Genomic DNA, 21118 nt, shown 5'->3' on the forward strand with positions numbered 1-21118 from the left:
ACCAGCAATTATTACTGTAAATATGGCGACCAAGCTGGCGCCTTTACTTGTCCGTCTAGCACAGGTAACCGTGCTTTAAAGCGACCGTCCATCGATACCAGCGCAAGTACCTGTTTATTATTATGAAGCGTGCTATATATAATCATCGAGCCATTTGGCGCTATACTCGGTGATTCATCAAGGCGAGTTCGTGTTAATACTTGAAACGCACCTGTAGCCAGCTCTTTTTTAGCAAGATGGTACTGCCCGTTGGTACGGTTAACCATCACTAATTCTTTGCCATCGGGTGTTATTGAACCTGCTAGGTTCATATCACCGTCAAAGCTTAATCTTTGTGTTCTGCCAGTTTTTAAATTTAACTTATAAATCTGGGCATTACCACCCCTTTCAGATGTAAATACAATATCTTGGCCATTAGGATGCCACGATGGCTCTGTATCTATACTGCGATGACGAGTAAGACGCGTTTCTTTGCGTGTTACTAAGTCTAGTAAATAAACTTCGGTTGCACCGGTTTTATCTTTTGAAAGTACTAATAGTAACTTTTTACCATCGGGCGAAAACTGCGGTGCACCGTTAATACCAGGGTAACTAGTAACCAATTCACGTTTACCTGAGTATAGGTCTTGAATGTAAATTTGGCTCTGACGATTTTCAAACGTTACATAGGCTAACTTAGTGCCATCGGGCGACCATGCTGGCGACATTAACGGCTCTTTAGAGCGCAGTAATACTTGCTCATTAAAACCATCGTAATCAGAAACTACCAGTTGATAAGGTCTGTCGTCATTATCGCGTACTATAACATAGGCTATTTTAGTTAAAAATGCGCCTTTTTCACCGGTTAACTTTTCGTAAATCACATCACTTATACGGTGTGAATAACGACGAAAGCCGGTGTCGCTAATAATACTTTCACGTGCTTCTAAAATATGGTCTTGGTTTTTAATTAATTTACCGTTAGTCATCATTTGCGTTTGACCACCGGTAATTTGCCCACGAATAACATCAACCAGTTCATAACGCACCAAGTAGCGGCCATTAGATTGCTGCTCAACTTCGCCAACTAATATCGCCTCTACTCCTTTGTTTACCCAAGAAGCATAGTTAATATCGCTATCTTTACTTGGCTGTTGCGGCATTTGTGCTACATCTACAGGCTTAAATTTACCACTGCGCATTAAATCTGCAGCAATAACTTCGCTGATCTTTTGTGGAATAGGGCCAATACCTTGATACTTAAATGGCACAATAGCAATTGGTCGTGCGCCATCTATACCCTCTGTTATTACAATTTCCAGGGCTGCATTTGCAACGCCCTGAAAACCCAATAATAAAATTAAACAGGCTACTTTTACTTTGTTGAACATATCATTCCTTTAAAATTCTGGCTTGATTGTTAAATTTATATTCTTAAGTTGGTCGAATACGTCTTTATCTTTTGATACCGGTAATGTGTCGGCCATACGCACCGCTCTTAATGCAGCTTCACACACTAATCTATCGCCGCCTAATGAAGTCACTTGCGTTACTAAGCCATTAAAGCCTAAACGAATGTTAACTCGGCACTGCTGATTTTTCATTTTTTCGTCAATAAGTAAGTTTTGCTGTATACGCGCCATTATTAAGGCACGGTACTTATCTACTTCACTCACTACTTGTTGTTGGCGTATTTTACTGCGGGCAGCCTGCTCTTTAGCAAGTTGCTCTTGTAACATTTGCTCTTGCATTGCTTGCTCACGCTTACGTTCGGCTTCTGCTTCGCGTTTTTTGCGTTCAGCTTGTGCTTTTTTAAGCGCATCTTCCTCAGCTTTGCGTTTATCAGCGGCAGCCTTTGCAGCGTTTTCAGACTCTTGCTTTTGCTTTTCGGCTTGCTTAGCTTTAGCACGTTCTTGCTGCTCTATGGCACGTGCTTTTTTAGCTTGTGCTTGCGCCTCTGCCGTTTCTTTCTCTTTGGCTTTACGCTGTTGCTCTAACTTTTTAATTTGTCGTGCTTCTGATTCTCGCTCTTTGCGCGCATTACTAGCTCTGCGCTCTAAATCGCGAATACGTTTGTCTTCAGCTCGCTTTTGATCGTCTTCTTTTTTTCTAAGTTGCGCAATTTTTTGCTCAACCTGTTTTTGATCAACCGTTACCGCAGACACCGCTTTATCTACATCGGGAATAGCCGAATTAAGTGTAACTTCCATTACCTTAGGCGCTGGCGGATGAATATTTGCGGTGGCATACAAAAACCCACCTAATGCCACATGTAAAAGTACTGATTTAATTAATGGTGTTTGCATAAGGCTACTTCGTCCCCTCAAAGGATTCTGTCATTAACCCTACCGATGGCACGCCTGCTCTTTTTAAAAAGTCCATTAATAGTAATACTTCTTGATATGACACTTTGCCCGAGCCTTTTATCATTACAGGTACATCTGGATTTTTCATCAGCTGTAACTTAATTACGGCAGCTACATCTAGCGCTTCCATTGGCTCTTCAGGGTCGGTGCCTACGCTTACATAGTATCGGCCATCAGCATCTATAGAGGCAATAATAGGTGGCGTATCTTTAGTATCAACTAAGTCTGACTCTTCCATTTTTGGTAAGTCAACTTTAACACCGTGAGTAATGAGAGGTGCTGTAGCCATAAATATAATTAGTAGTACCAACATTACATCAATGTAAGGCACTACATTAATTTCTGCGACCGGACGGCGCTTTTTACGCTGATACATTCGCTTGGGCCTCTATTTGAGTAGCTGCTTGACGGTGTAGGATATTAGCAAACTCTTCCATAAAGTTAATGTAATGCGTTTCTAATTTTTCAACTTTATTAGCAAAACGGTTATAAGCAATAACAGCTGGAATAGCTGCAAATAAGCCCATTGCAGTAGCAATCAACGCTTCAGCAATACCTGGTGCTACCATTTGTAGCGTAGCTTGCTTAACTTCGCCCAGTGCAATAAAGGCATTCATTATGCCCCATACTGTACCAAACAAGCCTATATATGGACTAATTGAGCCCACGGTTGCTAAAAATGACAAACTTGATTCTAATTTTTCTACCTCACGTGAAAGCGCCACGCGCATGGAGCGATGTGTGCCTTCCATAACAATGCCTGCACTTTGAAATGTATTTTTTTTATGACGTGCAAACTCTTTAAAGCCAGCGGTAAATAATGCTTCTATACCTTTTGATTGCCCACTACGTGATGAAATTTCGCTATACAGCTTACTTAAATCAATTCCAGACCAAAACTTTTGTTCGAACTTTTTGGCATTGCTTAAAGCGTCTGAGATTGCCTTTTTACGCTGAAAAATAATAGCCCACGACATTACCGACATCGCTACTAACGCTAGCATCACTAGTTGCACAAGCAAACTTGCTTCTAGAATTAGATCTAAAAAATTAAGCCCTGATCCCACGTTAAACTCCTAAAAAATTAAAAACACATCAAATTGATTTATTTGGATAATATGACCTTACACCAGAACTACAAAGGGTAAGCGTCTAAAATTGTAGCTAGTGTATATAGTGTATTTCCCGCTTACAACGATCTTGCTATGAATAGACAACAAAAAACGTTAAAAAATTCTTTTATTTTTATTAAACCGTAAAATAACCCGTTTATTATAATTGCGTAATTAATATTAGTGTTTATTAATGCGCTATTATAAAGGTAACACTCAGTTAAATTAGCTGTTTATTCAAAATATAAGCATAAGCACGCAAAACAACCTAAGGTTTACTTTAACGTAATAGTAAAACTAATACCGAAATTTACTGTAAAATACAATATAAGCAAATAATTTCATAAAGTTATAATGTTAACGATTAATTAACGTGCAATAATTGAACATTCATAAAAAGCATTCAGATTAGTTTTTTTTATCTGAAATTATAAATTTTCTAGTTTGAACAAAAAACAACTCTTCGGTATTATTACCTCATACCGAACTAACGCATTAAATGAAAGTTTTCATTGCACCCAGTTCTTCGTAATATGACATTTCATCGTATTACATTGTTTTACTTTTTTAGGATAAAACCTAAGTAAGTAAAATAGAGTTCCCAAGATTACTTCCTTCAACTTGTTGTTTGCCCGCATTATTTGCGGGCTTTTTTTTGCCCATAAATAATCTTCATAACATGAATACCTAGGTATTAAGTTAGCATCACAACTTTAGCGTTTATAACAATTGCATAAAGCCTAAGCTAGTGCGCCACAGCAAACCACCTATTAGTTAACACCAGCAATATAACGCAGGCACAATAACCTTGATTGACTTAACGCATCGTGAATTATTGCTAAATTTAAGTACGCATACCAACCACATTAAAACTCACCAAGTATAGCGCCAATAACGTGCCTATAGAATGAATATAACGGCAGCGCAAAGCAACATAAAACACGGCTAAGCATAAACTAAAAAGCCATTGCAATTAATTAATCGCAATGGCTTTTTAAATTGGGTAAAGCTTTTTATTAGTCTTGCTTTGGTAGTAAACCAAAGTGATGATATGCGTTGTCTGACACTATTCGTCCACGGGGTGTACGCTGAATAAAGCCCTGTTGAATTAAAAAGGGTTCTATTACATCTTCAATAGTCTCTTTTTCCTCGCCAATAGCTGCAGCTATATTGTCGAGCCCAACTGGGCCGCCCATAAATTTTTCTATAATGGCGAGTAAGTACTTACGATCCATATAATCAAAACCGCTTTTATCTACATCTATCATATTAAGTGCCAGCTCTGCCACTTCGGCGTTTACCGTACCGTCTGACTTTACTTGGGTGTAGTCACGCACTCGGCGTAGTAATCTATTGGCAATACGGGGGGTACCGCGTGAGCGTTTAGCAATTTCAACTGCACCCTCGTCGCACATTTCTAAATCAAGAAAATGCGCCGATCGCCCTACTATGTACGATAAGTCTTCTACTGAATAAAACTCTAAGCGCTGCACAATACCAAAGCGGTCACGCAGTGGCGAGGTTAACGAACCCGCGCGAGTCGTTGCGCCAATAAGCGTAAACGAGGGTAAATCTAATTTTATCGAGCGTGCTGCTGGGCCTTCACCTATCATAATATCAAGTTGGTAGTCTTCCATTGCTGGGTAGAGTATTTCTTCAACTTGTGGGCTTAACCTGTGTATTTCATCAATAAATAATACATCACCTTCTTCAAGGTTGGTTAGCAATGCGGCTAAATCACCGGCTTTTTCGAGCACTGGCCCTGAGGTTGCCTTTATATTTACCTGCAGCTCGTTGGCAACAATATTAGCTAATGTAGTTTTACCCAAACCTGGTGGGCCAAAAATAAGCAGGTGATCGAGTGCTTCGCCTCGGCTACGGGCCGCTTCAATAAAAATTTCCATTTGCTGTTTAACATGCGGTTGACCACGGTAATCGGCGAGTAATTTTGGCCTAATTGCACGGTCTATAGAGTCTTCGTTGGGTTTTTCAGTCGCGTCAATTAAGCGATCAGCTTCGATCATAGGTTACTCACAGCATTGATTTTAAAGATTCTTTAATAAGAACCTCAGTAGACATATCGGGTTTACTTACTGATTTTACTGCTTTTTGCGCTTGTGGCAATTTATAACCTAGCGACACCAAAGCCGACACAGCATCATCGGCGGCATTATTAGCAATTGTTGCGTCGCTAAACGGCTCAATAACCGCACTGTCGCTGGAAGGGGTGAATAAATCGTTGCCCCAATTTTTTAATCTGTCTTTCATTTCGAGTACTAGCCGCTCGGCGGTTTTTTTACCTACACCGGGTAATTTAACTAAGCTTGTGGAGTCTTCGTTATTTACACAGCTTACAAATTGCTGCGCCGACATACCCGACAAAATAGCTAAACCTAGCTTTGGCCCTACGCCATTGGCCTTTAATAACTCTCTAAATAAGGCACGCTCTACCTTGTTGTTAAAGCCAAACAATAGTTGTGCATCTTCGCGTACTACAAAATGAGTATAAACAATGGCACTTTCGCCAACTTTAGGTAAGTCGTAAAAGCAGGTCATTGGCATTTGCACTTCGTAGCCAACACCACTTACCTCTAATAATATTTCGGGAGGTTGTTTTTCTACTAAAATACCATTTAAGCGACCAATCATAGTTATTTCCTTAAACGTCCTCTAACGGTTTTGCTTGCGCTACCCGCTAGTTTTATTAAATTTTGTTCTGAGTGCGCATGGCAAATAGCAATAGCCAGTGCATCGGCGGCATCAGCTTGTGGCGTACCAGGTAGTTTTAAAATGTTTTTAACCATATGCTGTACTTGAGTTTTATCGGCGCCACCATTGCCTACTACGGCTTGTTTTATTTGCCTTGCTGAGTATTCAAATACTGGTAAGTCGGCCATTGCAGCGCCTACAATAGCAGCACCACGTGCTTGGCCTAGCTTTAAGGCTGAGTCGGGATTGTGCGCCATAAACACTTTTTCTATCGCGAAGGTTTCTGGCGAAAACTGCTCTATAAGCTGGGTAATGCCTTGGTAAATCATTTTAAGTCTTATATGAAACTCATGATCCGCTAATTTAATGCAACCACTGCCTAAATAAGTGAATTTAGACCCCTGATGCGCTACAACACCGTAGCCAGTTAAGCGTGAGCCTGGATCAATCCCTAAAATTATGGCCAAAAAGCACTCTCATTATTGTTATTCGTTAATTAGGCTAATAATGCCAGAGCACTGTATAAATTACCAGTAACAATAAAACAAAAACGCCCACTTAAGTGGGCGTTTTCCTTTTGCTTAAATATTGGCAACTTAACCTAACGCACGCACCAGCCCTTGGGTGTTTTGCTTAAGTGTGCGAGCAATCATAAAATAGCCTAACCCCGCTACAAACACTCCACCTGCCACCGGTCCTATTATCCAAATATGTGGATGTAATTTACCCGCCAGATCAAATAACTGCTGCTGTACAACTAATAGTGCAATATCACTAAAAAAAGCGGCAACTAAGCCGGCCAAACCACCAAGCAATAAAAACTCATATAAAGTAGCGTTTTTAATAAGCCGGCTTTTTGCACCAAGTGTGCGCAGTATTACAATTTCTTGCATGCGCTCGCCTAAGCTTGCTTGCACTTGCGATATTAATACCAGTGCACCACACAACACCACAATAGTAAGTACAAAGCCAATTGCAAGTGACACTTGCTCTATGGTTGATTGTATTTGTTTAACAAAGTTACCTACATCTATGGCGGTAACCGTTGGATAGCTGCGCAGCAATTGGCTAAAGTCGCGTTTTTGATCAGGCTCAATACGTACCGACGAAATATACGTTGCCGGAAAGTCTTTGAGCACATCAGGACTTAAAATAATAAAAAAGTTTGGCTTAAGGGTGGCCCAGTTTACTTTACGCACGCTGGTAATTTTAGCATCAAACGACTGCGCACCAATTAAAAACGTTAACGTGTCGCCAAGTTCAACATCTAAACGCTCAAGCATAGACTCCTCAATAGATGCCTCTGCTAATGTGTTTTCATTAAACCACTGCCCTTGCACTATTTCGTTTTGCGCTGGCGGCGTTTCAAGCCAGGTTAAATTTAGCTCGCGACCAATACCAGCGCGTGCCTCTTCATCTTTTTTCTCGTTGTCTTGCAGAGATACTTCTCGCGCTACCAACTCGCCATTTACCGCATTTACCCGGCCACGAATGGTGGGATAAAACTCCGATACCTGAATGTTTTTTTGCGCCAAATAAGTATTAATTGGCTCAAGTTCGTTTTGGGTAATATTGACTAAAAATGCATTGGGAGCATCATCTGGTAACTGCGACTGCCAATCGGCTATCATGTCGTTTTTAAGTACCACTAAAAATAGTAATAGCTTAATAGCGAGGGAAAAGCTGATCAGCTGGACTGCATTCACATTTGCACGCTTTTGAATTGACGCAATTGCCAGCGACCAACTGTTACCCGGCTTTAAGCCTAATTTACGGCCACCACCAAATATAACTTTAGACACCAAAAACAACACGCCAATTAAAGTAAGGGTTGAGGCAAACAAAATCAGAGTAATTTTTATATTATTGCTAAATAGCCACATGAGTAAAAACACGGTAAACGCACTCATAGCTAAGTGCACCCTGCTAACCGCTAGTTTATCGCCTAAGTTACGACGCAGCACTCGCAATGGCGGAATATCAAATAAATCAAATAAGGGCTTGATAGAAAACATCACAGCACAAATTACACCTGTACTAATTGCCACTAACCACGGCTTAAAACCCGCCATTGGCAACGTTGTACCCATGCTTTTTGCTAAATAATGTGTCGCAATTTCTTGTAAACCATAGCCAATTAATAAACCCACTGTTACCGCCATTAAACACACCATTAATAGATGTGTAAGGTAAATTTTGCGGATCATTGCCCGGCTACCACCTAAGGTTTTCATCATAGCAACTGGGTCGTATTGGCGTTCACAATAACGCTTTGCAGACACCGCAATTGCCACTGCGGCTAAAATAATGCCCAGCAAACCTGCTAGCAACAAAAAGCTTTCTGCACGGTTTAAACTATTAGATATTGGCGATTGGCGATCTTTTACGCCATACCATTGCTGGTTTTCTTTTAACTGCGGTTTTAGCCAATCATAAAAACTATTTATATCGCTTTCATCGCCGGCATAAAGCTGACGATAAAACACTCGGCTACCCGGTTGTATTACTTCTGTTTTTTCCACGTCGTTAATGTTTATAAGCACCCTGCGGCTACTCGAAAACACATTAAAAGGCGCGTCGGGCTCTTCTACAATTACTTTTTCAACGTTAAATAATGCAGCACCTAGCTCTACTACATCGCCTATATCTATATTTAAACTATAAAATACCGACTCGCTAAGCCACACATTGCCAAGTGTTGGTCCGCCGTTAGCAACTTCGGTTTCTCCATTTAGGCTCGACTTAACCTTAAGTTGCCCCTTTAACGGGTAACCACTTGAAGCCGCTTTTACCGAACTAAATTGCATTTCGTCGTTGGCAAATAACATAGTGTCGAAGTAAAGCATTTGTGCGGTTTTTAAATTTTGTTGCTCTGCTTTAGCTATATAAGAAGTGTCGATTACGTGATTACTGCCAAGCACTCGGTCGGCGGCAATAAAGGCGCTACTTTTTTGCGCAATGCTCTGCGCAATACGCTCGGTAACCATAGATAAAGTAAGCACGGTAAGTACCGCAAGCGCTATAGCCGCACTTATCACCGTAAGCTCACCACGGCGAAACTCCCGCGAAAATAACTTAAGCGCTAACTTAGCCCACATTTGCTATTTCCTCTGCTGAGTTTTCTACTAATCGGCCACCTTCAATTTGAATAATATGCTGGCATTTTTGTGCAAGTGCCTCGTCATGCGTTACTAAAATAAGCGTAGTACCGTGCTGCGAATTTAGATCAAATAATAACGACTCAATCATTTTACCGTTTTTACTGTCTAGGTTTGCCGAAGGCTCATCGGCAAACAGTATTTTTGGTGTGCCAATAAATGCCCGCGCAATAGCAACGCGTTGCTGCTCACCACCAGAGAGTTGCGACGGATAATGGTCGATGCGATGAGCCAAACCTACCTTTTCTAGCAAAATAAGTGCTTGCTGTTTAGCGTCGCGCTCCCCTGCAAGTTCAGCGGGTAGCATTACGTTTTCAAGCGCTGTTAAACTTTGTACTAACATAAACGACTGAAATACAAAGCCTACTTTTGCGGCGCGCAGCCCAGCACGCGCTTCTTCATCGAGATTATGTAGCGGCTCGCCATCTAAAAATATTTCACCGCCACTCGCCGTATCAAGCCCAGCTAACAAACTAAGTAACGTAGATTTACCAGAACCAGAAGTGCCCACTACTGCAACAGATTCGCCATGCTTGACATTAAAGCTGATGTCGCTGAGGATGGGCAACTCACCTTCAAAGGTAGATACCACTTTAGACAAACCATTTACTTGAATTATATTTAATTGAGAAAGCGCTGACATATGACTCATTCAATCCTACGTTTTGTATTCATTTTATTTTTAGTTATCAAACCACTAAGTGCAGCAGCTAATAACACCATTTTAATACTTGGTGACAGTTTAAGCGCAGCCTACGGACTTAAACAAGAACAAGGCTGGGTACAATTGTTACAAGATAAATACGATGCTGAGCAAAGTAATATCAAACTTATTAATGCCAGTATTAGTGGCGAAACAACCGGTGGCGCACTGCGCCGTGTAGATTCTTTGCTAGCGCAGTATCAACCAACTCATGTACTTATTGAGCTGGGCGCAAACGACGGTTTACGTGGTTTTCCGGTGAGTAAGCTACAAGCTAACTTAACCGAATTAATCAAAAAAAGCCAAGCAGCCAATGCCACCAGCGCTTTAATGGAAATTTATATTCCCCCCAATTACGGGCCACGTTACAGCAAAATGTTTACCGATAGTTTTACACAAGTAAGTAAAAATACAAACGCTTACCTTATGGACTTTTTTGTACTTAAAGTTGCTGGGCGAAACGACTTAATGCAAAACGATAACTTGCACCCTAACAAAACTGCGCAACCAATACTACGAGACGAAATGTATAACACGATCAAACTTTGGTTAAATAAAGACTAGCGCCATGCTTAACTACTTTTAATTGCGCAAGGAAACTATTTTCAGCCTGCTTGCGCAAAAAACACCCAAACAAACAAATGCTTATTGATTTTTAAAAAAATACACGTACTATTGCAACCTCAGTCGGTATGTGGCGCAGCTTGGTAGCGCACTGTCATGGGGTGGCAGGGGTCGAGAGTTCGAATCTCTCCATACCGACCATTTAAATCAATACCTTACCTCTAATTATAAGACTTCCGTTTTAGCCTAACGCATTGCGTGTAGCCAATGTGTAGCCACTCTACTCTTTTTTATAGTCGGGAATTAAAATTCAACTCTTTAATTGCTTGCGCGTACTGGTTGCGAATCCCCCTTCTACGGTGTAGGAAAATACCCTATAAAAATTTAGCTAGCTTGCTGTATTGTTCTAGGCTATTTCTAAGCCCCCATACACCCGAAAACCCGTTTCTTTGTAAATATCTAAATAAGCTTTTACGCGTCCATGTATTACCCCAACTAGTTTTTAAGTTTATGTTATTTAAATGATTAACTAAATACTGGTAGCTAGGGTTTTTATATTTATGCGATTCATTAAGCTTTAATACCAGCGCTTTAAATACTAGTTTATCGTTATCAATTCTATGCTGTGTATTCATATATCCTCCTTAGAAGGTCATATTATACCCTTTTATTACAATCATTTCGGGCGATTCAGTTAGGCATAAAATTGTGTTCAATAAGAAGGCTATGGATAATAAAACTTAAATGACTTGAATTTGCTAGCGCCTTTTGTAATTCTAATAACACTAAAACTACTAAGGACGGTTATGTTTTTCTCTAAAAATGACAAATCTACACCAGCAAATACTAAACCCGATTGGAGCCTCAAAGATAGTGAGCTAATTAACAATATCACTGGCGAGTCTTATGATATGGCTAATCTTTATTATGCTTCAAAGAAAGATGGCTACAACGCAATCACGACTATTTGGCATGAAGGTAAGTTTTTATGCAACTTAACTACGTTATACAGCCAATCTAATATCTATAAAAATCATGGTATGAAAGAGTGTGATGCATTTCTAGAAGATTTTAATGATGTAAATTTGGTTGATTTAGATGGTAATAGCATAGAAATATCCTTACCCACACTATCATTTCTAGACAAAGAGTACGGATTAGCTGGGATAAGAACCCACCACAATATAGACAGCTATGGTGTATTACATTATGGGAGTCTTTTAACACATGTTTCCGAGCATGAAGCTAACACAATAGATAAAGCCAAAGATATTCACTTAGCTCGAATGTACGGTCTTAATGGCAGTAAAACAAAACAGCAATTCGATACGCAAAAAGTAGAGCTTGCAACCGCGAATAAGTTTAAAAAAGTAGATCCTAGTGATGTATTGCTCACAACTGAAACTGCTCCTGACTTAAAGATCTTCAAGCGTATTGATGTAATCACAGCTGAATGTGTTTATGGTATGAATATCTTCAAAGATATATTTGCAAGCTTTAGTGATACTTTTGGTGGGAGGAGTGACAGCATACAAAACACATTAAGAGACGCACGTAAAACAGCTCTAGCTGAGCTTAGAAAAGAAGCCGTTTCTGTTGGTGCGAATGCTGTAATAGGTATAGACCTAGACTACAGTGAAATATCAGGTGGTGGTAAAGCTGGCATGTTGTTTATTGTCGCCTCGGGTACAGCAGTGATAATAGAGCAGTAGCTTACAAAGCCCTGCAAATATCTTAAATAAATTGTAAGGACAAATAAAAAATTAATGTGACACCCACTCTAATAATTAATCGCTTTAATTTTTACTAAGATAAATATCGTTTGGCTTAAAGTGTCCTAAATATTCAAAATGCTTCCGCTAGCTCAAATAACATCGTTTTTACCTACTTTTCATTCATTTTTTAGGCATGCGAAATACTGTGCTTTCACAGTGAGAGGGAATTACGGAGAGTTTTTGAAGTAAAATTTTAAGCCAGTAGCTTTTCGCAGTTACTAACGTTGGTGCGCCGCTTTCTGTTTAGGTGTTCGCAGTATCCTTCGTGTGACGCTGGGCGACCTACTGCACCATGAAATACGCGACTAAATTGTGTGGTGAGTTTTAGCCAGTTTTCGGGGGTAATGTTTACTCTTTGTAACAGGGGTAAAGTGGTACTCTCAATATGGCCTTTCTTGCCTTCGCGTATACAACGCCCGGTTAATTCTACTAGTTCAAGGTAAGATTTAAGCGCAAATGGTAATCCTTTCGCCATGTGCTTTTTTGATTTACCTGAAAAGCGCAGGAGTTGCTTCGGTTGCTTACCTGCAGTGGCACTTTCAATGCGTATTTTTACGCTGGTATGCTCTGATGTTTCTGGTGTTGTTGCTGCCTTTGCTCTTATTGGGTTTAAGTCAACATATGCCATACAGGCGATTAATGCGGCTTCATCTAAAAGGGCTTGTGATTTAAAACGTCCCTCCCAAAACCGTCCGGTACAGTTATCTTCTTTATTAGCTCTGCGCGCAATGTCTTCATTTAATAAGCGCATAAACCAACTGATATTAGCTAAGCGTTCTCGGTATTCACTGATTGTTTCATTTAGAAAGAGCCATTCAATTTTACTTAGCTCTTCACCTTGTAGGTATTTGTTGGTGAGTACAGTGCCTTTACAAAGCCTGTGCCACCGCTGAATAATGGCTTTATCGGTTAGTCGCTTGGCTTTTTTATCATCAACATAGAGTACTAAGTGGGTGTGATTGCTCATTACTGCATACGCGCACACATCGATACAAAATACGTTAGCGAGGGCAAGTAATTTGCTTTCAACCCACCCTCTGCGATGTTCATACGATTGATTAGTAAAGTTGTCTACGCCGCATAAAAATGCACGGCGTACACAGCGCGAAATACAGTGATAGTATTTTGTATCGACCAAACTAACCTGACGTTTTCTTGCGATAGCCATGTGACACCCTGCTTAATTATTGCACTAACCAGAGCTTAGTTAATTACACTGATATTACAAATATTAAGATGGGTGTCTGTTTAATATCCGGTGTCTGTTTAATATCTCTCCATACCAACCAACTTTAAAAGCCTTTTAAATAACCAAAATCAATTACTTCGCAACACGCTCAGTTACTTTATTGCTACCTTTCCTGAATTTAAAAAATATACAGTAACCTAGTCTGGCATGCAGTTTCCGCTATAAACCACTTTGCTATATTCACCTGAAAAATCACTCATGCTTACCGAATTTATTATAAATGCACTTTTGCTGATCAGCCATTGACCGTCTCTTTGCTTTTCAAATTCGTCGAGGTAGTAGCCACCTAATTGCACATGGAGCTTATCTTTGGTGTTGATACTTTGAAAGCGAAGGTTAATTTTAGTCTTGGCTGTATTGTTGGTGAGCTCTAAAAAAACCGGATTTTGTGCGTGATGCATATCAACTATATGGTCGTGGCAACCAAGATCTTTAAAAACAGCCACAAAATCTTCCCGTCGGTTAAATTGGCCAATGTGACCAAAGTTAATATCTACTTCGCCGCTAATAAAGCAATTAGTTACCACCTCAGGTTGTTTTTCATCGCAGGCATTTAGGTAGCGATATTTCAACTCTAATATTGATTGCTTGTCTTCTAGTTGTTGTAAACGTTGCTCGGTAGTCTTTGTATATTTCATAGCAGTCCTTTGTTTTTTGGTTGATTTTTAAGCTAGGCTTTTATACTAAGGCTTTACATGCTAATTTCAATACAAATATATCTTTATTACTAGTACGACTACTATCGAAACTAAATTGAGCTGGTTAGCCAATTTAACCTTTAGTACTTTTAATGTGTCATCTTTTTAAATGAGGGAATCCATGCAACAGGAAGAAGCAAAAGTTGCCATTGTAACCGGTGCTAGCCGCGGTGCAGGCAGAGGCATTGCCTTAGCTTTAGGTAAAAAAGGCATGACAGTTTATGTTACTGGCCGCAGTATAAAAACAGGCTCAGTTTTAGGGTGGGATGGCTCGGTATTACCCGGAACAGTATATGAAACTGCCGAGCAAATTAATCAAGCAGGTGGTATAGGTATTGCTGTGGTGTGCGATCACAGTGACGATGCACAAACCGCCGCATTGTTTGCTCAGGTTGAAAAAGAGCAAGGCCGATTAGATATTTTGGTTAATAACGCTGCATTTATTCATGATCAATTAGTTGAACAAAAGCCATTTTGGGAAAAAGAGCTTGATGCGGGTAAAATTTTAGATGTAGGTTTACGCTCTGCTTACGTGGCTAGTTGGCATGGCGCAAAACTAATGGCTAAGCATAACAGTGGCTTAATTATGTTTGGTTCATCATTTGGTGCTAGTTGTTATATTCATGGGCCTGCTTATGGTGCACAAAAGGCGGGCCTTGATAAGCTTGCTCATGATATGGCGGTAGACTTTAAAGGCACAGGTATGCGTGCTGTATCTATTTGGATGGGGCCACTCTTAACCGAACGTTCGGCCATTATAGGTAAACTAGATAAAGAGCAATACCAGCAGTTTATGGCAACCGCAGAGTCACCAGAATTTATTGGTGATATTGTTTATGCTATTGCTAATGACCCTAAAGGTGACGAGCTTAACGGGCACACTGTAATTGCTGCCGAAATAGCTAAGCATTTTAATATTACCGACAGAGAAGGTTTGCAGCCACCATCTTATCGCGAAATGTTAGGTTCGCCGAATAAGCCAAACCCTGCCATTATTTATTAATAAGTTATAGATGAGGCTGTTGAAGTTGATAGCGCCTATAAACCTTAAATAAGCTTATAGGCTAAAAACAAAATAAACGCCGCTTTAATTTAACAGTTTAAATTAAAGCGGCGTTTTAACTATTATAGTTAATGCTTGCGCCCTACACCATTACGTACCATGTCTTGCCCTGTTTGGAATACGTTTTCTGTAATCATGCGTGCTAAAAGTAGCTTTTGATTATCGTCAAATACTGCTACAAAGCGGCTGCCATCTGCGTTATTTGTTGCCATACCAATGCCTGCAACACCTTTTAAGCCAAAACCACCGCTTTCTACATTAAGTAAAAAACTTTCAAGGTCGGCTAGGTTATCAATTACACTTTGCTCTTCACTCATTTTTTATAACTCTTTTAATCATGCTCCGCGTACTGCAAAGCTTAGCAATACAATATGCTCGCTATTTTATATACTCTTGGTAGAAACTTAAACCTTTTCGCCAACAACACCGCATATCAATATAAGTGCTACACTGTGGCCTGGTTATTATGCTAACTGGCAAACTATGAAAGACTGTAATCAATGCGGTAAATGTTGTATTAAATACGGCGATGGCGACTTGAGTGCTACCCAAGAAGAAATTGATTTATGGGAAGTATTTAACCCTGAAATCTTTGAATTTGTTAAAAATAATGAAATATGGTTCGACCCTAAATCGGGTGTAAGACTAAGCAGGTGCCCTTTTTTAGAGATTGAGCCTAAAACAAACCCACTAGCGCAAAATAAATACACTTGCAGTATTTACTTAGACCGCCCCGAAGACTGTCGCCATTATCCGAGCCTAATAGCTGAAATGATCAGAGATGAGTGTGAAATGATTGAAATAACTGATCTGTCGCAGCCAATAAAAGCGCAAATAAAACTAGATTTTATCATGCGTGATAGCCGCCCCGCTGGCTACTAAGTATTAAAACGGCCAATGTAGTTTTATAAACAATATTTTGGCCGTTTTAATTAAACACGCTCTAGTAAACTTTCAGAACTAAAATGTACTCACTGCAAGTTCTAAATGACTTATAGCACAGCCATATTGATCCTTATTAATACGATGATACGCAGTGTTAGCTTGTACACTTAAGCTCAATATAAACTGATCTTGTTGAGCAACTGTACTTTGTTCTTGGCTTAAACACATAGCTTGAATAAGTGAGCGTAATTTTGCATTCGTTAATATAGAGCCAAATCGTTGTAGCGGTAATGCTGGTATTTTAATACTTGCTAAAGCTTTATTAATGCTGCGCTGGCTTAGGGTAAAATCTTCATTTGCAATATCAATAACGCTGCCTGCAGGCCAGTATGAGTAGTTATAATGCTGATTGCCTTTTGCTTTTAAATATACCACACCACTTTTACCTATTACGGTCATTAAGTTACCTGCGGATGACTTTATAACGACTAATGCCGTGGCTTCATCAATACCAAAACCAAACTTTTGTTGCGTTTTATCAAGTACTGTTGCCAACCTTAATGTACGGTTTTGTTCACTAAAGTGAGTATCGATCATGCCATAATTAAATGTTGCAAGGCCACCAGCAAGATTAAACATAGAACTATCGTTAATATCTGCCTGTAAAGCCAAAAGGCTCGATCCTTTAGTAATTGTAGCTATGTTACCACTTGTGTTTTTGCCACCGCTTTGAATAGCCGCCCCCGCGGCGCTACCTATAACAACAGGGCGTGTTTGCAATGCTTTAGTCCACGGGTAAGCTTGGTTGTTTTCATCAAACAGTACGCTGCGCGTTAAGTCTTGCTCGCCATTATTAAAAATCACTCCTGTACTGTTGTTTATTAGCTTTACCAAGCTATTAACGCCATTACTGCAAAGGGTATTTTCTGCTTGGATGCGATCGGGATAAATAGCCTCACGGTTATACAAGCGCATTTCTGATTGCCTATATTGTGGTAATTTTTCACAGGTGTTTGTAGTAATTGCTTTAACTAATGCAGGGGTCAATGCTAACCATTGGCTGTTTACACTTGCCGTGCTCAATAAACCTTGAGTAAAATCGGCAGCAGCATAAGGGTCTCGGCTTGCTGCTGTAATTGCCAACACACTTGGTTGCTCGTTAGCTACCTTTAAACTACCCGTTATAAATTGCAGTATATTGTTTATAGTCGGTTCATTATTCAAACTAGGGTTAACTTGCTCCGCTAATCGCTGCCCTTGAGAACTCAACTGAGGCACTTCAAGCATATCCATAACAAAATGATACTCTTGCTCCGATAGGCTATTAAGCTGGGTATTATCAATATCGCGCCAGTGCCATAACAGTGCAGGCTTAGTTATTGATGTTGATGATTTAGCCTTTATCGCAAGTAAAACTTTAACTGTACTGCTTTTAACTTCTTGATTAGTACTCGGCCACTGCTGAGTGATTTTTTTAACTTTTTCAGCCGTAACGCTAAATAAATGCTCTGCTTTACCCGCTATTTGGGTGTTTTTATCGCACTGTTGCATGTTTAAACTACTGCAGCTACTTAGCTCGCTACCAACTAAAATTAACGTTTGGCTTTGCTCTGCGGCCGTTAAACTAGCACAAAACGTAATGCTTAATAACACAGCTAAAAAGCGGACCAATTGCTGTTGTCTATAATGTGTAAATGCATGCGTCATGATATAACCCAAATAAAAAGTGGCTTGTAATTACATCATGTTAATTTTTAATAACTTGGGCTGCAACTTTATATCTTAATCTAGCTCTAGGGTTAAGCTAATAACGCGCCGTATCGCTTTGTTTAGCTAAAGATACTAACTACCTAAAACGGTTAAAGACTAACTAAACAAAATTAAACACGCTGTTTATTGAGCCGGTGTTTTGTTTAACTTATGCTTATATTTTAGGCAACCCGAGTATGGAATATGGATTTTTCTGCTGAAGAAATAGACTTTTTATCTGACTTATTTAAATCCGATCAAAAACCTGCATTACCTCATGAGCCTATGTTAACCATGCAAAGCAGTGTGCCTGTTAGTATTGCGCAGTTACTTAGCAATGCCAATTTAACTCTACTGGCTGAGGTTGCCCATTACCAACTGTGGTTTCCGCTACACTTAAAAATTAATAGCTCCGGCACAATTACACCTACTTTAAGCGCTCCTGAAGTTATTGATACTAAAGGCACTCAACGCAGTTGGCGCTGGAGCCATTTAAATATTAAAAGCCAAGGCTTTTGCATTGAATCAATTTCAAGCACAGGTGTATTTTTAAAGCCCACCGGTAAACACAAAAACCTATCAAAAGTTCAACACGTAGAATTTACCCTACCAAATAAAGAATCTGTATCTATGGATATTGAGCCTGTCAGGCAAAGCAAGCATGGCCTTGCAGCTAAAATAAAACACATTCATACTGGTAAAGAACAATTAAGAGCTTATTTATTTGCCGAACACCAACGTCAATACGCTAATTTATATCAGCATGAACCATTAATTAACTCACCAAGTTAGCGCTTAACAACAGCCTCTGGTTACAGTCACTGCATACTATTGCTTTTTGTTATTTGCTAAACAAAGTAGATGCAATATGAATTGGATAGTTGTCATTTATTAATTCTTTAACAAATAACGACGGCTGTTTAGCATCGGCAATTAAGTAAGCCTTATGTTTTGCTCGGGTAAGCCCCACATATAATAAACGCCGCTCTTCTGAATAAGCAAAGGTGTCTTGGCTAGGTAGTAAAGCCTCCAGCAGCGGATTATTTTGCTGACTACTCGGAAAGCCAAACTTCCCCTGCTCTAACCCTATAATAATACAGTAATCTGCTTCTAACCCTTTGGCGCTATGCAGGGTTAAAAATGCTACGTTTGCACTTTTTTGTTGTGAGGCTAAATGCTGTTGCACTTTGTTGAGCGTATAACGATAACGGCTCAATACAGCAATACTCGCGTTTGCATGGTGTTTTTGAATAGTATTGATAGTTTGCTGGGTTTTTAGCTCTAACGACTTTTTACCTTGGTACACGTCATCTAATAAAATAACTTGAGGCTCAGCCACTTGTGTATGAGTAATAATGAGCTTTTTATACTGCTCAGGGTTTTGCATAACAAAACGCCCCGCTACGTCACTTATACTATTGTTATACCTAAATGTTTTTTGCAACAACGTTAACGAATGACTACCCACTAACTCATTAAAACGTGTGGTAAGTGCTAAGTTACCACCAGAAAACCGATAAATTGACTGCCAGTCGTCACCTACAGCGGTAAAACGCACCTTATGACCATGCTTAATTAAACTGTTTAATAAAGCCATACGTGCAGCAGAAATATCCTGAAATTCATCCACTAAAATATGCTGCCATGGCACATTCACTTGCTGCTTATTTACAGCCTGAGTAGCTTGTAAAATCATATCGTCAAAATCAATACAGTTTTGCGCAATGAGTTGCGTTTTATAAGCGCGATGCATAGCAATTAATAACTGCGCGGCCGCACTGTGATGATTAGTGCTTTTTTGATTGCTATTAACTTGACTCGTATTTAATTGATTGGTACTTAGATGAACAGTATTTAATTGATTATTTTGGCGCTTAAGCCGCTGAGTAATTTCGCTATCGGTTAACTGTTCAGCCCTTATAGCTGCTAAGCATTTTAAATATTTATCAACCTCATGCTTAAGCTGCCCTGAGTCTTTTAATATTGCCAGTACTTGCGTAGCATTAAACTTACTTTTATGAGTATCGCAGGATACTAAAGGCTTATCGAGCATAGCAATAAAGGCGCTTAATAATACCGGTTGGGCTTGTACTTGCTCACTTAGCCATGATGTTAGCCAACTCGTCAGCGCGCCAAAATCACCTACAAAAGGCGATATGTTGCAACCTTTACCTGCCTGCTGTAGCAGCTGCAACCCTAACGCATGAAAAGTTAAAACCTCTGGTGACTTGCTTGATAATTTAGCCTGCTGGGCGCGTTTAATAAAGCGTGTTTTAAGCTCTTGCGCCGCTGTTTTATTATAAGCAAGTACCAGTATTTGCTCTGGCATTGCTTGTTTTGTGGCAATTAGATCAAGTGCTTTGGCTACCATAACTGAGGTTTTACCGGTACCTGCAGCAGCCAATACTAAATTTTTATCGTTATTGCGTATTACAGCAAGACGCTGCTCATTAGTTAATGGGTTTGACTCCACGTTATTATAAAAATCAGCTCGTTGAGCAAGTTGCTTGCGCTCATATTTATTACGCAGTTGTGCAATAGCATCATTCTTATTTTTTGCACTGGCCAATACCGATAAAAACTGGCTACTATTTGAAGGTAAATACCCTTGCCACACATTGCGGTTTTGCTGATAGCGCTTGCTCAGTGAAAACACCTCAGCGCTTAAAATTGTGGTATTACTGTCGCGTAAATACTCATCTAACGCAGTGCGCTTTAATAAAGCTTTAGCATTATTTATTTTGTGTTCAAGCGCTTGCGAAAAATATTGGTTAATTGCAATGTTTAGTGCTTTTGCCTGTGCTTTGTTTAAAAAGCTAATAGTAGTATGAGCACTATTTTCACCTAGAGTTAAATTAATTTTGGCGCTAAATATCCGGTTTTGCAACTGCGAAAAATCGTTAAAATCCTTGATTAAAAACGATTGCTTAGTCGCGTTTTTAAACTCAATCACTAAGCTTTCCTGCTCAATACTGAGTAATTTAATACGGGTGAAAAAACGGCCTAACCAACTAGGTGTGGCAAAATACTGCGCCATAATACTCAATATCTAAGTAGGTAATAAAACAATTGTAACATACTCTTTTATAATACATTTAATTTAACAAC

General features: G+C 39.6%; 20 protein-coding genes and 1 tRNA gene. 6 read left to right on the top strand and 15 right to left on the bottom strand.

Annotation, left to right across the window (positions count from 1 at the left end; genetic code table 11):
• Positions 1–11 precede the first annotated feature (11 nt).
• The 9 genes from tolB to RB215_RS09200 form a co-directional block, all read right to left on the bottom strand.
• Positions 12–1370 (bottom strand): Tol-Pal system beta propeller repeat protein TolB, encoded by a 1359-nt coding sequence (gene tolB / locus RB215_RS09160; protein ID WP_011328543.1) that lies wholly within the window; start codon positions 1368–1370, stop codon positions 12–14.
• A 9-nt stretch (positions 1371–1379) separates the two neighbouring features.
• On the bottom strand, positions 1380–2285 hold the full coding sequence (gene tolA / locus RB215_RS09165) for a cell envelope integrity protein TolA (protein WP_011328544.1): 906 nt from the start codon (positions 2283–2285) through the stop codon (positions 1380–1382).
• Positions 2286–2289: 4 nt separating this feature from the next.
• A complete protein-coding gene (gene tolR, locus RB215_RS09170) occupies positions 2290–2721 on the bottom strand; it encodes a protein TolR (protein WP_041454479.1) in 432 nt (143 codons plus the stop codon).
• Positions 2708–3412 (bottom strand): protein TolQ, encoded by a 705-nt coding sequence (tolQ, locus tag RB215_RS09175; RefSeq protein WP_041454480.1) that lies wholly within the window; start codon positions 3410–3412, stop codon positions 2708–2710. The genes tolR and tolQ overlap by 14 nt, the downstream gene beginning before the upstream one ends.
• A gap of 1061 nt (positions 3413–4473) precedes the next feature.
• Entirely contained in the window at positions 4474–5481 is a 1008-nt protein-coding gene (gene ruvB / locus RB215_RS09180; RefSeq protein WP_011328547.1) for a Holliday junction branch migration DNA helicase RuvB, read from the bottom strand.
• 7 nt (positions 5482–5488) lie between these two features.
• Positions 5489–6106, bottom strand: a complete 618-nt coding sequence (ruvA, locus tag RB215_RS09185; protein WP_309216254.1) for a Holliday junction branch migration protein RuvA — start codon at positions 6104–6106, stop codon at positions 5489–5491.
• A gap of 2 nt (positions 6107–6108) precedes the next feature.
• Positions 6109–6633 carry a crossover junction endodeoxyribonuclease RuvC gene (gene ruvC, locus RB215_RS09190; RefSeq protein WP_011328549.1) on the bottom strand — a complete coding sequence of 175 codons (525 nt, stop codon included), beginning with the start codon at positions 6631–6633 and terminating at the stop codon, positions 6109–6111.
• Between the two features lie 129 nt (positions 6634–6762).
• Positions 6763–9264, bottom strand: coding sequence for an FtsX-like permease family protein (locus RB215_RS09195; RefSeq protein WP_309216256.1), 2502 nt, complete (start codon positions 9262–9264; stop codon positions 6763–6765).
• The gene (locus RB215_RS09200) at positions 9254–9967 is read right to left on the bottom strand and encodes an ABC transporter ATP-binding protein (RefSeq protein ID WP_309217162.1); all 714 of its coding nucleotides are present in this window, start codon (positions 9965–9967) and stop codon (positions 9254–9256) included. The genes RB215_RS09195 and RB215_RS09200 overlap by 11 nt, the downstream gene beginning before the upstream one ends.
• Here RB215_RS09200 and RB215_RS09205 point away from each other — a divergent pair, their 5' ends adjacent.
• Positions 9968–10591, top strand: a complete 624-nt coding sequence (locus RB215_RS09205; protein WP_309216258.1) for an arylesterase — start codon at positions 9968–9970, stop codon at positions 10589–10591. It abuts the gene before it with no gap.
• Between the two features lie 124 nt (positions 10592–10715).
• A tRNA-Pro gene (locus tag RB215_RS09210) sits at positions 10716–10792 on the top strand.
• A 173-nt stretch (positions 10793–10965) separates the two neighbouring features.
• Here RB215_RS09210 and RB215_RS09215 read toward each other — a convergent pair.
• Positions 10966–11226, bottom strand: a complete 261-nt coding sequence (locus RB215_RS09215) for a hypothetical protein (RefSeq protein ID WP_192532648.1) — start codon at positions 11224–11226, stop codon at positions 10966–10968.
• A gap of 171 nt (positions 11227–11397) precedes the next feature.
• Here RB215_RS09215 and RB215_RS09220 point away from each other — a divergent pair, with 171 nt between their 5' ends.
• Positions 11398–12303, top strand: coding sequence for a YbjQ family protein (locus tag RB215_RS09220; RefSeq protein ID WP_225741027.1), 906 nt, complete (start codon positions 11398–11400; stop codon positions 12301–12303).
• Between the two features lie 256 nt (positions 12304–12559).
• On the opposite strand, the gene RB215_RS09225 is transcribed toward RB215_RS09220, so the two are convergent.
• Together RB215_RS09225 and RB215_RS09230 are read right to left on the bottom strand one after the other, a co-directional pair.
• On the bottom strand, positions 12560–13534 hold the full coding sequence (locus RB215_RS09225) for a transposase (protein WP_089368564.1): 975 nt from the start codon (positions 13532–13534) through the stop codon (positions 12560–12562).
• Positions 13535–13752: 218 nt separating this feature from the next.
• Positions 13753–14253, bottom strand: coding sequence for a nuclear transport factor 2 family protein (locus RB215_RS09230; protein WP_089368503.1), 501 nt, complete (start codon positions 14251–14253; stop codon positions 13753–13755).
• A 181-nt stretch (positions 14254–14434) separates the two neighbouring features.
• On the opposite strand from RB215_RS09230, the gene RB215_RS09235 reads away from it, so the two are divergent.
• The gene (locus tag RB215_RS09235; protein WP_089368504.1) at positions 14435–15316 is read left to right on the top strand and encodes an SDR family NAD(P)-dependent oxidoreductase; all 882 of its coding nucleotides are present in this window, start codon (positions 14435–14437) and stop codon (positions 15314–15316) included.
• 128 nt (positions 15317–15444) lie between these two features.
• On the opposite strand, the gene RB215_RS09240 is transcribed toward RB215_RS09235, so the two are convergent.
• Entirely contained in the window at positions 15445–15693 is a 249-nt protein-coding gene (locus RB215_RS09240) for a hypothetical protein (RefSeq protein ID WP_011328558.1), read from the bottom strand.
• Between the two features lie 166 nt (positions 15694–15859).
• Between RB215_RS09240 and RB215_RS09245 the strand changes: the two genes are divergently transcribed.
• A complete protein-coding gene (locus RB215_RS09245; RefSeq protein WP_086994494.1) occupies positions 15860–16258 on the top strand; it encodes a YkgJ family cysteine cluster protein in 399 nt (132 codons plus the stop codon).
• A 78-nt stretch (positions 16259–16336) separates the two neighbouring features.
• Here RB215_RS09245 and RB215_RS09250 read toward each other — a convergent pair whose 3' ends face one another.
• A complete protein-coding gene (locus RB215_RS09250) occupies positions 16337–17968 on the bottom strand; it encodes a cyanophycinase (RefSeq protein ID WP_089368505.1) in 1632 nt (543 codons plus the stop codon).
• Positions 17969–18214: 246 nt separating this feature from the next.
• Between RB215_RS09250 and RB215_RS09255 the strand changes: the two genes are divergently transcribed.
• Positions 18215–18802 (top strand): hypothetical protein, encoded by a 588-nt coding sequence (locus RB215_RS09255; protein WP_089368506.1) that lies wholly within the window; start codon positions 18215–18217, stop codon positions 18800–18802.
• Positions 18803–18851: 49 nt separating this feature from the next.
• Here RB215_RS09255 and RB215_RS09260 read toward each other — a convergent pair whose 3' ends face one another.
• On the bottom strand, positions 18852–21047 hold the full coding sequence (locus tag RB215_RS09260) for a UvrD-helicase domain-containing protein (protein WP_309216261.1): 2196 nt from the start codon (positions 21045–21047) through the stop codon (positions 18852–18854).
• Positions 21048–21118 lie beyond the last annotated feature (71 nt).

The organism is Pseudoalteromonas sp. HL-AS2, from assembly GCF_031198805.1.
Taxonomy (GTDB): Bacteria; Pseudomonadota; Gammaproteobacteria; order Enterobacterales; family Alteromonadaceae; genus Pseudoalteromonas; species Pseudoalteromonas nigrifaciens.

Coding starts and splice junctions, on each gene's coding strand:
- tolB (WP_011328543.1), bottom strand. CDS start 1,370: ATGTTCAACAAAGTAAAAGTAGCCTGTTTAATTTTATTATTGGGTTTT.
- tolA (WP_011328544.1), bottom strand. CDS start 2,285: ATGCAAACACCATTAATTAAATCAGTACTTTTACATGTGGCATTAGGT.
- tolR (WP_041454479.1), bottom strand. CDS start 2,721: ATGTATCAGCGTAAAAAGCGCCGTCCGGTCGCAGAAATTAATGTAGTG.
- ruvB (WP_011328547.1), bottom strand. CDS start 5,481: ATGATCGAAGCTGATCGCTTAATTGACGCGACTGAAAAACCCAACGAA.
- ruvA (WP_309216254.1), bottom strand. CDS start 6,106: ATGATTGGTCGCTTAAATGGTATTTTAGTAGAAAAACAACCTCCCGAA.
- RB215_RS09195 (WP_309216256.1), bottom strand. CDS start 9,264: ATGTGGGCTAAGTTAGCGCTTAAGTTATTTTCGCGGGAGTTTCGCCGT.
- RB215_RS09200 (WP_309217162.1), bottom strand. CDS start 9,967: ATGTCAGCGCTTTCTCAATTAAATATAATTCAAGTAAATGGTTTGTCT.
- RB215_RS09205 (WP_309216258.1), top strand. CDS start 9,968: ATGACTCATTCAATCCTACGTTTTGTATTCATTTTATTTTTAGTTATC.
- RB215_RS09215 (WP_192532648.1), bottom strand. CDS start 11,226: ATGAATACACAGCATAGAATTGATAACGATAAACTAGTATTTAAAGCG.
- RB215_RS09220 (WP_225741027.1), top strand. CDS start 11,398: ATGTTTTTCTCTAAAAATGACAAATCTACACCAGCAAATACTAAACCC.
- RB215_RS09225 (WP_089368564.1), bottom strand. CDS start 13,534: ATGGCTATCGCAAGAAAACGTCAGGTTAGTTTGGTCGATACAAAATAC.
- RB215_RS09230 (WP_089368503.1), bottom strand. CDS start 14,253: ATGAAATATACAAAGACTACCGAGCAACGTTTACAACAACTAGAAGAC.
- RB215_RS09235 (WP_089368504.1), top strand. CDS start 14,435: ATGCAACAGGAAGAAGCAAAAGTTGCCATTGTAACCGGTGCTAGCCGC.
- RB215_RS09240 (WP_011328558.1), bottom strand. CDS start 15,693: ATGAGTGAAGAGCAAAGTGTAATTGATAACCTAGCCGACCTTGAAAGT.
- RB215_RS09245 (WP_086994494.1), top strand. CDS start 15,860: ATGAAAGACTGTAATCAATGCGGTAAATGTTGTATTAAATACGGCGAT.
- RB215_RS09250 (WP_089368505.1), bottom strand. CDS start 17,968: ATGACGCATGCATTTACACATTATAGACAACAGCAATTGGTCCGCTTT.
- RB215_RS09255 (WP_089368506.1), top strand. CDS start 18,215: ATGGATTTTTCTGCTGAAGAAATAGACTTTTTATCTGACTTATTTAAA.
- RB215_RS09260 (WP_309216261.1), bottom strand. CDS start 21,047: ATGGCGCAGTATTTTGCCACACCTAGTTGGTTAGGCCGTTTTTTCACC.